Below are 12,764 nucleotides of genomic sequence, written 5' to 3'. Positions count from 1 at the left end.
GGTTGCCCCCTGAGCTGGGGGGTTGCCCACTCAGAATCTCAGCGGGCAACCCCCCACGTGAGGGGTCAACCCCCGAAATGGCGGCCCGTCGGCCACCACGGAACCGGCCAATACACACAACGGGCCAACCCACATAACCGGCGATCCACCATCGGCTCACGTGTCCACCCTGGAGTGTGACTACTCGGGTGAGCAGCTCCGGGATAGCTGCGTCCTTCCCTGGTCGTGGTGGTGTGGGTCAAGGGTCGAGCCTGCGAGATCCGCGCAGCGGACGCCGAAGGCGCCCTTGACGCACGCCACCACATTCGTCTAGCGCCATGAGGCAGCCCGGAGCCGCGACCCACATCTCGTCTAACACCATCAAGCAGCTCGGAGCAGCGGCCGACGATTCGTCTTACTGGAGTGCGAGCAGGTGGGTTAGAACTCCAGGTCGAAGGCGAGGCTGATGGCTTCGGCGAGGGTGGGTTCCTGGTCGGGGTGGAGATAGCCGATCAGGCGGCCCAGTTGGAGTTTGGGGATGGTCTGGATGTTGTCGCAGGAGATGGCGCTGTTGTGATCCAGGCCGTTGCGAGGGCCGACCGGGACCTCGGTGGAGAGGCCGCGGATGGTGCTGGTGATGGGGGCGACCGTCACGTTGGTGAGGCGCGGGCGGATCAGTTCGCGGGTCAGGACCACCACCGGCCGCGGCTTGTCCAGCCGGGCGATGTGGATCGGCCGCATCAGTCGAGGTCGCTGAGCACGGTCCCGGACGCGGCGGTGGCCAGGCCGTCCAGGTCGTCGTAGTCGCCGGACTCGGTCAGGATGGCGAGATCACGCGCGGCGAGCTCCCGGCGCCGTTCACGCTCCATCGCCCGGGCGACCACGGTGGCCCGGCTCGACGCCTTGTCGGCGGCCACCAGCTGGTCCATGAACTCCACCAACTCATCCGGCAACCGCACAGTGATCTGCTTGCTCATACCAAGAGCATACCGATGTGGGATTCACTTTACTACCGGTCGAGCGTGCGGGAATGTACGGCGTCCCACATCAGCTCCGAGCTCCCGACAGAGTCCCAGTCAGTTCGGCGCCATGGTCGACCAGCTGATGTCGATGGCCGGGAGGGAGGGGAGGGCGGCGATGGCGGTGAGTTCGGTGTCGATGAGACCCACCAGCTGGACCAGGCGAGAGGTGGTGTCTTCGGCCTCGAGGAGTTTCTGGCGGTCGGGAGTGATCAGCGTCATCGCAGCGGACATCAGGTACGAGAGCGTGCTCGGGTCGTCGGGAAGGTCGGCGATGTGCAGGCCCGGGCGGCTGATCTCGGTGACGGCGGCGGCGTACCGGCGGAAGCGGTCGATCGCGATGGTCGCCGTACCCAGGGGGTCGTCGCCGAGGCTCTCGACCATCCACTCGACGTCCGCGACCAGGTAGTCACCGCTGCCGTCCAACTCCGCCACCTTGAACCGCCGGTTGCCGGTCAGCGTGATCTCGACCGGCCCGTCGTCGTCCGCGTCCAGCGTGATCTCCGAGATCGTCGCCGCGCAGCCGGTCCCGTACAGCGACCGGAAAACCCGCTCACCCAGCTCGTACCCGTCCCGGACCGCGAGCGCACCGCAGACGAGCTCGCCGCCGTTCTCGACCAGGTCACGAACGACCGCCCGGCCCTGGACGTCGGTGACCGGAATGGGAAGCACCAGCCCGGGGAAGATCACCGTGTCGACAGTGAGCAGAGGCAGGCGGGAGTCCATGCCAATGAGCTTAGTGCCAGCCACACCCTGATCACGCCTGGTGACAACCAGCTTGTGGATATGGCGGGTGGTCCACGGGTCGTCACCACTAGACTGAGGCCATGATTCGCCGCGTCGACCTGCGGGGCCGAGTGGCGGCCGGAGAGGTGCCTGACCTCCAAGCCGAAGTGAACGCCCTGGTCCCCCGAGCCGTGTTCGACGTCGAGAAGGCTCTCGACGTCGTCCGACCGATCTGCCTGGACGTCCGTCATCGTGGACTCGAGGCGATCAGGGAGTACGGCGAGAAGTTCGACCATGTGCGCGTCGAGGACCTCCGGGTCCCGGCCGACGCCTTGAAGACCGCGCTCGAGGAGCTCGACCCGGAGGTCCGCAGCGCGTTCGAAGAATCGATCCGCCGGGTCCGTGAAGTCAGCCAGGACGAGCTGACGGCTGACATCGCCTCCGAGCCGGCGCCCGGCGGCCGGGTGACGCAGCGCTTCGTCCCGGTCCAGCGCGTCGGCCTGTACGTCCCGGGCGGCCGCGCCCCCCTCGCGTCCAGCGTGGTGATGAACGTCGTACCGGCGCAGGTCGCCGGCGTCCCATCGCTCGCCGTCGCGTCTCCGCCCCAGAAGGAGTACGGCGGTCTGCCGCACCCGACGGTGCTCGCGGTGTGTGCGCTGCTCGGGATCGAAGAGGTCTATGCGATGGGCGGCGCACAAGCGATCGCCGGATTCGCGTACGGCTTTGACGGCTGCAAGAAGGTCAACCTGATCACCGGCCCCGGCAACATCTACGTGGTCGCGGCCAAGCGGTTCCTGCTCGGCGAGGTCGGCATCGACTCCGAAGCCGGGCCGACCGAGATCGCGGTCCTGGCCGACGACACCGCCGACCCGGCGCACGTCGCCGCCGACCTGATCAGCCAGGCTGAGCACGACCCGATGGCCGCCAGCGTGCTGGTCACCCCGAGTGAAACGCTCGCCGCGGCCGTCGAGGCGGAGCTCCCCGGCCAGGTCGCGAAGACCAAGCACCAGGACCGCATCACCGAAGCGCTCGCCGGCCAGCAGTCGGCCGTCGTCCTCGTGGACGACCTGGACCAGGGCACCGCGGTCGTGGACGCGTACGCCGCCGAGCACCTGGAGATCCAGACCGAGGACGCCGAGGAGCGGGCCGGGCTGGTCAACAACGCCGGCGCGATCTTCATCGGCGGCTGGTCGCCGGTCTCCCTCGGTGACTACTGCGCGGGCTCCAACCACGTCCTGCCGACCGCCGGCTGCGCGTGCCACTCGTCCGGCCTGTCCGTGCGCAGCTTCCTGAAGGCGATGCACGTCGTGAACTACTCCCGCGACGCCCTCCAGCAGGTCGCCGGTCACGTGGTCGCGCTCGCCCACGCCGAGGACCTCCCGGCGCACGGCGCCGCCGTGTCCGTGCGCTTCCCGGGGGAGAGCTGATGGGCCGTTTCGACGGGCTGCCGATCCGCGAGGAGCTGAAGAGCTTCGAGCCGTACGGCGCCCCGCAACTCGACGTACCCGTCCTGCTCAACGTGAACGAGAACCCGTACCCGCCGAGTGAGGAGACCGTCGCCGACATCGCCGCGTCGGTCACCGAGGCGGCGCGCGGGATGAACCGGTACCCCGACCGCGAGTTCCTCGACCTCCGGGCGGACCTGGCGGCGTACCTGGGCCGGGAGTCCGGTGCGCACCTCACCGCCGAGCAGGTGTGGGCGGCCAACGGCTCCAACGAGGTCATGCTGCACCTGCTGCAGGCCTTCGGCGGCCCAGGGCGTACGGCGCTGTCCTTCGCCCCGACGTACTCGATGTATCCGGAGTACGCGCGTGACACGAATACGGCATGGGTCACCGGCCGCCGGGCCGAGGACTTCACCCTCGACCAGAGCAAGGCGCTGGCCGCGATCTCCCGGCACCGCCCGTCCGTCGTGCTGCTCGCCTCGCCGAACAACCCGACCGGTACGGCGCTGCCGATCCAGGTGGTCGAGGCGCTCGCCGCCCGGACCGCCGCGATCGGTGCCGTCCTGGTGGTGGACGAGGCGTACGCCGAGTTCCGCCGGGCCGGGACACCGAGTGCTGTCACGCTGCTGCCGTCGTACCCGAACCTGGCGGTCGCGCGGACCATGTCGAAGGCGTTCGCGATGGCCGGCGGCCGGGTCGGATACCTTGCCGCGAGCAAGCAGTTGGTGGACGCGCTGCGGATCGTCCGGCTGCCGTACCACCTGTCCGCGGTGACCCAGGCGGTCGCGCGGGCGGCGCTGCGGCACTCCGACGAGTTGCTCGGCCGGGTCGAGCAGTTGCGGGTCGAGCGGGACGAGACGGTCGACTGGCTGCGGTCGCTGGGCCTGCGTGCGGTCGACTCGGACGCGAACTTCGTCCTGTTCGGCACCTTCGCCGACCGGCACGCGGTCTGGCAGTCGCTGCTGGACGACGGCGTACTGATCCGCGAGACCGGCCCGGACGGCTGGCTGCGGGTCTCAATCGGCACCGGTGCCGAGATGGCCGCATTCCGCGCTTCGCTGGAGCGCGTCCTCAAGACAGACGTGGGAAGGCTCACATGAGCGAGCGAAGCGAGGTCATCAGAAAACACAGCGCGTTTGGTGCCTCATCCGCGCCCGGAGCGAAGCGAGGACGTGGATGAGCAGGACCGCACGGATCGACCGGGAGACCAGCGAGTCGAAGGTCCTGGTCGAGCTGAACATCGACGGCGAGGGCCGCGCCGACATCTCGACCGGTGTCGGGTTCTACGACCACATGCTGAACGCGCTGGCCAAGCACGCGCTGCTCGACCTGCACGTGAACACGGTCGGCGACCTGGAGATCGACGCCCACCACACGGTCGAGGACACCGCGATCGGTCTCGGCCAGGCGTTGCGTGAGGCGCTGGGTGACAAGCGCGGCATCCGGCGGTTCGGTGACGCGACCGTGCCGCTGGACGAGGCGCTCGTGCACTGCACGGTCGACCTGTCCGGCCGGCCGTACTGCGTGCACACCGGTGAGCCGGAGGGGCAGGTGTACGCGATCATCGGCGGCGACTATGCCGGTTCGCTGACCCAGCACGTGTTCGAGACGCTCGCGTTCAACGCCGCGATCTGCATCCACATCCGGGTGCTGTCCGGTCGGGACCCGCACCACATCGTCGAGGCGCAGTTCAAGGCGTTCGCCCGCGCGCTCAGGGCCGCCGCCGAGCTCGACCCGCGGCAGCCGGGGATTCCCTCCACGAAGGGAGCCTTGTGAGCAAGAAGGTCGTCCTGCTCGACTACGGTTCCGGCAACATCCGGTCGGGGGAGCGGGCGCTGCGGCGCGTCGGCGCGGACGTCACCGTCACCTCGGATTTCGACCAGGCGCTGAACGCCGACGGCCTGCTGGTGCCGGGCGTCGGCGCCTTCGAAGCCTGCATGACCGGCCTTCGGAAGGTGCGCGGTGACGTTCTCGTCGACCGCCGCCTGACCGGCGGCCGGCCGGTGCTCGGCATCTGCGTCGGCATGCAGATCCTCTTTGCCCGCGGCATCGAACACGGTGTGGAGACCGACGGTTGCGAGCAGTGGCCGGGGACGGTTGAGCGCCTGCAGCCGCACAATGACGAGCCGGTCCCACACATGGGCTGGAACACCGTCGACGTCCCGGGCGGCACCACCCTGTTCGACGGCATCGAGAAGGAGCGGTTCTACTTCGTCCACTCCTACGGCGTCCGCGAGTGGGAGCTCCAGGACACCCGCGAGTCGGTCACTCCGCTGGTGACCTGGACGACGTACGGCGACGACCGCTTCGTCGCCGCCGTCGAGAACGGCCCGCTGTCCGCCACCCAGTTCCACCCGGAGAAGTCCGGTGACGCCGGCGCCGCCCTGCTTGCCAACTGGGTGCGTTCGTTGTAATACCAGTGGCATAGCTGGTTTTACACCTGACCATCGGTCACGGTTTGGGTGGCAGTGTCCGATTTCCGGGCTGCCACCCCTTCAAAGACGCCACTCGCGGTGTCACACTCACTCGCCAGGACGGTGGTTGGGAACCTCCAAGCACTGAGGAGGCCTGGTGCTGGCGGCGAAGAACCTCGAAGTCGTCTACGACGACGTGATGCTGGTGCTGCGGGGTGTCGGTCTCGAAGTCCCGCAGGGGCGGATCGTCGCCCTGCTCGGCGCGAACGGCGCCGGCAAGTCGACGCTGTTGCGCGCGTTCTCGGGCCTGCTCGACGTCCACGACGGCGAGGTCCGGCGTGGGTCGATCACGCTCGACGGTGAGCCGATCCACACGTACGGCGCCAGCCGGATCGCTGCCCTGGGCATCAAACAGGTGTTGGAGGGCAGGCGCATCCTGGCCGATCTGACGGTCGAGGAGAACCTCCGGATCGGCGGTCACGTCAGCCCGCGTTCGATCAGATCCAACCTGGACCGGACGTACCAGCTGTTCCCGGTGCTGGCCGACCGGCGCCGCAAGCTGGCCGGCTATCTGTCCGGCGGCGAGCAGCAGATGCTGGCCATCGGCCGGGCGCTGATGTCCGACCCGAAGTACCTGCTGCTGGACGAGCCGAGCCTCGGCCTGGCCCCGATGATCGTGCGGCAGATCCGGGACGTGATCGTGCAGATCAACCAGCAGGGCACGACCGTCTTGCTGGTCGAGCAGAACGCGGCGATGGCGCTGTCGATCGCCGAGCACGGCTACGTGCTGGAGAACGGCGCGATGGTGATGGACAAGCCCGCGGCCGATCTGCTCGCGGACGGCGACGTCCGCGAGTTCTACCTCGGCCTCGGCGCCGAAGGATCGGCGAAGTCGTTCCGCGACGTGAAGCACTACCGCCGCCGGAAGCGGTGGTTGTCTTGACCGTGTTGAATTGCCGCGCCTCCGGCGCGGCGGGGTCATGGGGCCTTGGCTCCCGCCCTTCCCTCGTCACTCCGGTCGCTGCGCTCCCTCCGCTCCTCAGTCCAGGGCGGGAGGGCCCCATGACCGTCGCTTCGCTCCCTGCGCTCCTCAGTCCAGGGCGGGAGGCCCCATGACCGCGACGCAGGCTCGGGAGAGCGAGAGCACGCGAGCGGCGGATCCGGTGCTCACGTTCGAGGATGTCGTCCTGGGGTTCGAAGGGGTGACCGCGCTGAACGGCGTGAGTTTCACCGTGGACCCGGGCGAGTTGTTCGCGGTGATCGGGCCGAACGGTGCCGGCAAGACGTCGATCTTCAACGTGCTCTCCGGTGTGTACCGGCCACAACGTGGGACCGTCCGGTTCGGCGGTGAGGATCTGCTCGGCCGGCGGCCGCACGCGATCGCCCGGCTCGGCATCGCCCGGACGTTCCAGAACATCGAGCTCTTCGCCAACCTGACCGTGCTCGACAACCTGATGCTCGGCCGGCACCACCATCACCCGTACGGCGTGCTCGCGGCGTTCGCGTGGCTCGGCAAGGCCAGCCGGAACGAACGCGCCAACCGCCGGGCCGTCGAGGAGATCGTCGACTTCCTCGAGCTCGCGCAGTGGCGACGATTTCCGGTCGGCCTGCTGCCGTACGGCGTACAGAAGCGGGTGGAGCTCGGCCGGGCGCTCGCGGCCGAGCCGAAGCTGCTGTTGCTGGACGAGCCGGTCGCCGGGATGAACCTGGAGGAGACCGAGGACATGGCCCGGTTCATCCTCGACATTCGCGACGAGCTCGGACTGCCGATGGTGATGGTCGAGCACGACATGGGCCTGGTGATGGATCTGGCCGACCGGATCATGGTGATCGACTTCGGCAAGCCGATCCGCACCGGCACCCCCAAGGAGGTCGCGACCGACCCCGACGTCGTCCGCGCCTACCTCGGCGAGGAACACCGGGTGGTGGAGAGGTCATGAGCGAGCGCAGCGAGTTCAGCATCAAGCACAGCGCAGGTCGTGTCTCATCCGCGCCCGGAGTGAAGCGAGGACGTGGATGAGCACCGTCGCAACGCGGACGCGGGTGCGGACGATCGCGGGCCGGGTGCGGGACCGGGCTGCCGCGAGACCGGACGTGATCGCCTTGCGGGAAAAGGATCTGGGCATCTGGCAGCAGGTCAGCTGGGCACAGTACTGGGACACCGCCGAGCTGGTCGGTCACGCGTTGATTGCCCTCAGCATCGAACCGGGTGACCGGGTCGCGATCCATTCGGAGAACCGCCGCGAATGGCTCTACACCGACGTCGGCACGGTCGCCGTCCGGGCCGCCACCGTCGGTCTCTACCCGACCAACCCGGTCAGCGAGGTCGGCTACCTGCTCCGCCACTCGGGTGCCAAGGTCCTGATCGCCGAGGACCAGGAGCAGGTCGACAAAGCGCTGGCGATCGACGACCTGCCGGATCTGAAACACATCGTGTACGTCGAGCCGCGCGGCATCCGGTACCGGTACGACGACCCGCGGCTGCTCGCCTGGCCCGACTTCCTTGCTCTCGGCAATGAGCACCGGGAGGCACACCCGCACGCCGTGACCGACCGGATGGACGAGTCACAGCCGGACGACGTGGTGACGCTGATCTACACCTCCGGCACCACCGGTCCGCCGAAGGGCGTGATGCTGACGGCGGCGAACGTCGACTTCGCCATCCAGGAGCTGGTCGAGCGGGGTGGGTTCACCGCACCGCCGCCGTCGCCGCGGGACAGCGTGCTGTCCTACCTGCCGTTGTGCCACGTTGCCGAGCGGATCTTCAGCGGCTGGTTCGGCGCCGGGGCCGGCGTCTGCGTCCACTTCGCCGAGTCGATCGAGACCGTTGCGACCAACCTGCACGAGGTCCAGCCGAGCATCCTGTTCGGCGTACCCCGGATCTGGGAGAAGATCGCGGCCGGGGTGCAGATCCGGGTCGAGTCCGCGGATCCGGTCAAGCGGATGATCGGTGGCTACTGGCTGCGCCGGGCGGACTGGATCGGCGGCGTACTCGCGGCCAACGGCGGCCGTCATACCGCTGTCTCCAAAGCGGTCTACGCCGTCGGCTGGCTGTTCTGCTACCGCGCGCTGAAGGATCGCGTCGGCCTGCGCAAGGTCCGGTACGCCGCCTCCGGGGCCGCGCCGATCGCACCCGAGGTACTCCGGTTCTTCATGGGCCTCGGCCTGCCGATGCACGAGGTGTACGGCATGACCGAGAACACCGCCGTCGCGACCGCCAACCGTCCGGGCCGGGTCAAGGTGGGCACGGTCGGCGAACCGCACGCCGGTGTCGAGGTGCGGATCGACGAGAGCACCGGCGAGATCCTCACCCGCCATCCCGGCACGTTCGCCGGCTACTGGCAGGACCCCGAGGCGACCGCCAAGGTGATCGACCCCGACGGCTGGCTGCACACCGGCGACGTGGGCGAGTGGGTCGACGGCACGCACCTGTGCATCACCGACCGGATGAAGGACATCATCATCACCGCGGGCGGTAAGAACGTCGCTCCGTCCGAGATCGAGAACGCGCTCAAGGCCTCGCCGTACATCAAGGAAGCGGTCGTGATCGGCGACCGGCGGAAGTTCCTCACCGCGCTGATCGGCATCGAGCCGGACACCGTCGGCCACTGGGCCCAGGTCCACCGGCTGCCGTACACGACGTACGGCGACCTGTCCGCGAAGGCTGAGGTGATCGCGCTGGTCCAAGGCGTTGTGGACGAGGTGAACGAACGGTTCGCCACGGTCGAGCAGGTGCGAGCGTTCCGGCTGCTGCCGAAGCTGCTCGATCATGAGGACGGCGAGCTGACCGCGACGCAGAAGGTGAAGCGCAAGGCGGTCGAGGACTTGTTCGCCGGCCTGGTCGAGTCGATGTACGCCGGCGGTGCCAGGTGAACGAGTTCGTCGCAACCGTCGTCCGCGGTCTCGGCAACGGGGCGATCTACGCCCTGCTGGCACTGGGTTTCGTGATCGTCTACAAGTCCATGCGGGTGATCAGTTTCGCCCAGCCGGCGTTCATGATGGCCGGCGCGCTGCTGGTCGGCTACCTGGTGCTGTCGATGAACTTCTTCCTCGCCGTGCTGGTCGCGCTGCTGCTGACCGCGCTGCTCGGCGTCGGGGTGGAACGGCTCGCGTTGCGGCCGATGATCGGCAAGCCGGTGTTCGTGATCGCGATCATCACCCTCGGCGTCGACATCGTCATTCGCACGGTGGTCAACTCGTTCATCGGCCTGGACATCCGCCAGATGGGTGATCCGTGGGGCCTGAAGCAGGTCGACGTACTGGGGGCCAAGATCGACCAGCGGCATCTGGCCACGTTGGTGACGACGTTGATCGTGGTCGCGGCGTTGTTCGCGTTCTACCGCTGGTCGCGGACCGGACTGGCGATGCGGGCGGCGTCGTCGGACCAGGAGGTCGCCCTCGCGCAGGGCGTGTCGGTCGGGCGGGTGTTCTCGCTGTCGTGGGCGCTCGCGGCCGCCCTCGCCGGCTTGGCCGGGGTGTTCCTGTCAACCGGTATCGGACTCGAGCAGAACCTTTGGCTGACGGCTTTGAAGGCGTTGCCGGTGATCATCCTCGGCGGTCTCGATTCCCTGGGCGGTGCGGTGATCGCCGGGATCGCCATCGGAGTGGTCGAGGCGCTGGTCGGCAGCTACGGCGACAACCTGCACCCCGTCTTCGGCGGTGACTTCTTCCTGGTCGTCCCGTACCTGCTGATGCTCCTCGTCCTGCTGGTCAAACCGTACGGCTTGTTCGGCACCAGAGAGGTGGAGCGGATATGAGTCGGCCACTGCTCTACCTGTCCTACAAGCAGGACATGGCATTGCTCAACACGCCGGCCAAGCGGGTCTGGACGCTGGTGCTGGGGCTCGGGGCGGTGGCGTTGCCGTTCCTGCTCACTGACGACCTGCTCATTGTGCTGGCGACGGCCTGTGTCGCGTCGATCGGGGCGATCGGGCTGAACATCGTCACCGGGTACGCCGGTCAGGTGTCGCTCGGGCATGCGTTCTTCCTGGCCATCGGTGCCTACACGGCGGCGGCGTTGTCAGGGGATCCGGACAGCACCCGGCTGATCGGGTTCGGGATCACCTCGCTGCCGATCTGGCTGCTCGCGGCCGGACTGGTCGCCGGGCTGGCCGGGTTGATCGTGGCGCCGCTGGCGGCCCGGTTGCGCGGGTTGTACCTGGCCGTGGTGACGCTCGGGCTGGTGTTCATCGGGGAACACGTGTTCAAGCACTGGCGTGAGCTCACCGGGGGAGTAGGGGTCGGGCGGCCGGCCGCCGTACCGGAGTTGTTCGGGTTCGAGTTCGCGGTGGACGGCGCGATGTTCACCAAGGCGCAGAAGCTGTACCTGCTGATGCTCGTGCTGCTGGTGATCTTCGGCGTACTGGCCCGGAACCTGGTCCGGTCCAGGATCGGCCGGGCGCTGGCCGCCGTCCGGGACCGGGACCTGGCCGCCGAGGTGATCGGGGTCGACGTGACCCGGTACAAGATGATCGCGTTCGCGGTGTCGTCGTTCTACGCCGGTGTCGCGGGCGCCTTGCTGTACGTGATGATCGGCTTCGTCGAGCCGGGATCGTTCAACCTCGGCATGTCGGTGCAGTACATCGCGATGGTGCTGATCGGCGGTGTCGCCACCATCTCCGGATCGGTGCTCGGCGCGCTGTTCATCACCCTGCTGCCGCGGGTCACCCGCGAGCTCCCGGCCGTGCTGCCGTTCATCAGCGCCAGCTCGGCGGCCGGGGGCATCACGGTCTTCCAGGTCGAGACGATCCTCTACGGCCTGTTGATCATCGGCTTCCTGATCTTCGAACCGCGGGGGCTGTTCGGGATCTGGATCAGAGTCCGCACCTACTGGAAGTCGTGGCCGTTCTCGCATTGAAGGAGTATCGATGGGCATTCACAAGGGAATCACCATCGCGCTGGTGGCGGCGATGGTCGTGATCGCGGGGTGCCGCAACGACGCCCCGGAGACGCAAGAAGGCGGCTCGGGCGTCAAGTTCGACGTCGGGGTCACGTCCGAGCCGTGCCCGGCGGCGGTCGACAAGGCCAAGGGCTGCATCTACCTCGGGTCGATCTCGGATCTCACCGAGGGCCCGTTCAAGGCGCTCGGCGTACCGATCACCGAGAGCCAGAAGGCGTTCTGGCACCGGGTCAACGAGGCCGGCGGGATCGGCGACTTCGAGGTCGACGTGACCAAGTACGTCAAGGACAACAAGTACAACCCGCAGATCCACAACGAGGTGTACGCCGAGATCAAGCCGGACGTGCTCGGACTGGCCCAGACCCTCGGCTCACCGACCACCGCGGCGATCCTGGCCGACCTCAAGTCCAGCGGCATGATCGGCGTACCGGCGTCCTGGACGTCGGCGTGGGCGTTCGAGGACGTCATCTTGGAGTCGGGCACGAACTACTGCTTCGAGTCGATGAACTCGGTCGACTTCGCGGTCGAGACGCTCAAACCGAAGAGTGTCGCCGCGGTGCACTTCCCGGGTGACTACGGTGACGACGCGGCGGCCGGGGCGAAGATCGCGGCCGAGGCCAACGGGCTGGCGTTCACCGACATTCCGACCGCGCCGGGCCAGGAGAACCAGGGCGCGGCGATCCAGAAACTGATCGCGGCCAAGCCGGATCTGGTCATCCTGACCACCGGTCCGACCGAAGCGGCGACCATCGTCGGCGGCGCCGCGCAGAGCGGCTTCAAGGGACAGTTCATCGGCACCAGCCCGACCTGGAACCCGGCCCTGCTGAAGAGCCCGGCCGCGCCGGCACTGACCGCGCTCTACCGGCAATCCGGTCCCTGGGCGCCGTACGGCGCGGACACCCCGGGCCACAAGGCACTGGCCGAGTCGATCGACCAGGCGACCTTCAAGGCCGCGCCGAACGACGGGTACACGGCCGGCTGGATCTGGTCGTACCCGCTGAAGGCCGCGCTGACGAAGGCGGTCGAGTCGAAGGATCTCACCCGGGCCGGGCTGCTGGCCGCGGTGAAGTCGCTGCAGACAGTGGATTACGAAGGAATGCTGCCGGCCGAGGCGGGCCGGTTCGGCGGTGAGCCGAACGAGCGGGTGTTCCGGGCCAGCATCATCTCGAAGGTGAACCCGTCGGCACCGACCGGCGTGACGGTGGAGCGGGACTTCTTCACCGGGAAGACGGCTCAGGCGCACAAGTTCACCAAGCCCTGTTACCAATAGTTAGTTGAATTT

The 12,764-nt window shown here is 68.1% G+C and carries 13 protein-coding genes; 10 read left to right on the top strand and 3 right to left on the bottom strand.

Annotated elements, in window-relative coordinates:
* Nucleotides 1–417: 417 nt before the first annotated feature.
* The 3 genes from AB0F43_RS01705 to AB0F43_RS01695 form a co-directional block, all read right to left on the bottom strand.
* Entirely contained in the window at nt 418–720 is a 303-nt protein-coding gene (locus tag AB0F43_RS01705) for a type II toxin-antitoxin system PemK/MazF family toxin (protein WP_360469150.1), read from the bottom strand.
* The gene (locus AB0F43_RS01700) at nt 720–956 is read right to left on the bottom strand and encodes a YlcI/YnfO family protein (RefSeq protein ID WP_360469147.1); all 237 of its coding nucleotides are present in this window, start codon (nt 954–956) and stop codon (nt 720–722) included. Before AB0F43_RS01700 ends, AB0F43_RS01705 begins: the two co-directional genes overlap by 1 nt.
* 99 nt (nt 957–1,055) lie before the next feature.
* Nucleotides 1,056–1,724, bottom strand: coding sequence for an LON peptidase substrate-binding domain-containing protein (locus AB0F43_RS01695; RefSeq protein WP_360469144.1), 669 nt, complete (start codon nt 1,722–1,724; stop codon nt 1,056–1,058).
* Between the two features lie 101 nt (nt 1,725–1,825).
* On the opposite strand from AB0F43_RS01695, the gene hisD reads away from it, so the two are divergent.
* The 10 genes from hisD (at nt 1,826) to AB0F43_RS01645 (ending at nt 12,752) form a co-directional block, all read left to right on the top strand.
* Complete coding sequence (gene hisD, locus AB0F43_RS01690; RefSeq protein ID WP_360469142.1) at nt 1,826–3,151, top strand: histidinol dehydrogenase; 1,326 nt, start codon at nt 1,826–1,828, stop codon at nt 3,149–3,151.
* The gene (locus AB0F43_RS01685) at nt 3,151–4,269 is read left to right on the top strand and encodes a histidinol-phosphate transaminase (protein WP_360469139.1); all 1,119 of its coding nucleotides are present in this window, start codon (nt 3,151–3,153) and stop codon (nt 4,267–4,269) included. The genes hisD and AB0F43_RS01685 overlap by 1 nt, the downstream gene beginning before the upstream one ends.
* Before the next feature lie 76 nt (nt 4,270–4,345).
* On the top strand, nt 4,346–4,945 hold the full coding sequence (gene hisB, locus AB0F43_RS01680) for an imidazoleglycerol-phosphate dehydratase HisB (protein WP_360469136.1): 600 nt from the start codon (nt 4,346–4,348) through the stop codon (nt 4,943–4,945).
* On the top strand, nt 4,942–5,583 hold the full coding sequence (gene hisH / locus AB0F43_RS01675; RefSeq protein WP_360469133.1) for an imidazole glycerol phosphate synthase subunit HisH: 642 nt from the start codon (nt 4,942–4,944) through the stop codon (nt 5,581–5,583). Before hisB ends, hisH begins: the two co-directional genes overlap by 4 nt.
* A gap of 199 nt (nt 5,584–5,782) precedes the next feature.
* Nucleotides 5,783–6,526 carry an ABC transporter ATP-binding protein gene (locus AB0F43_RS01670; protein WP_360472975.1) on the top strand — a complete coding sequence of 248 codons (744 nt, stop codon included), beginning with the start codon at nt 5,783–5,785 and terminating at the stop codon, nt 6,524–6,526.
* A gap of 169 nt (nt 6,527–6,695) precedes the next feature.
* Nucleotides 6,696–7,523: an ABC transporter ATP-binding protein gene (locus tag AB0F43_RS01665; protein ID WP_360469130.1), complete on the top strand. Its 828-nt coding sequence runs from the start codon at nt 6,696–6,698 to the stop codon at nt 7,521–7,523.
* Nucleotides 7,524–7,599: 76 nt separating this feature from the next.
* The gene (locus AB0F43_RS01660; protein ID WP_360469127.1) at nt 7,600–9,456 is read left to right on the top strand and encodes an AMP-binding protein; all 1,857 of its coding nucleotides are present in this window, start codon (nt 7,600–7,602) and stop codon (nt 9,454–9,456) included.
* Nucleotides 9,453–10,340 (top strand): branched-chain amino acid ABC transporter permease, encoded by an 888-nt coding sequence (locus AB0F43_RS01655; RefSeq protein WP_360469124.1) that lies wholly within the window; start codon nt 9,453–9,455, stop codon nt 10,338–10,340. Before AB0F43_RS01660 ends, AB0F43_RS01655 begins: the two co-directional genes overlap by 4 nt.
* A complete protein-coding gene (locus AB0F43_RS01650) occupies nt 10,337–11,440 on the top strand; it encodes a branched-chain amino acid ABC transporter permease (protein WP_360469122.1) in 1,104 nt (367 codons plus the stop codon). The genes AB0F43_RS01655 and AB0F43_RS01650 overlap by 4 nt, the downstream gene beginning before the upstream one ends.
* 10 nt (nt 11,441–11,450) lie before the next feature.
* The gene (locus tag AB0F43_RS01645) at nt 11,451–12,752 is read left to right on the top strand and encodes an ABC transporter substrate-binding protein (protein ID WP_360469119.1); all 1,302 of its coding nucleotides are present in this window, start codon (nt 11,451–11,453) and stop codon (nt 12,750–12,752) included.
* Nucleotides 12,753–12,764 lie beyond the last annotated feature (12 nt).

The organism is Kribbella sp. NPDC023972 (genome assembly GCF_040639075.1).
GTDB lineage: Bacteria > Actinomycetota > Actinomycetes > Propionibacteriales > Kribbellaceae > Kribbella.
This window is presented reverse-complemented; position numbering and strand designations above follow the sequence as displayed.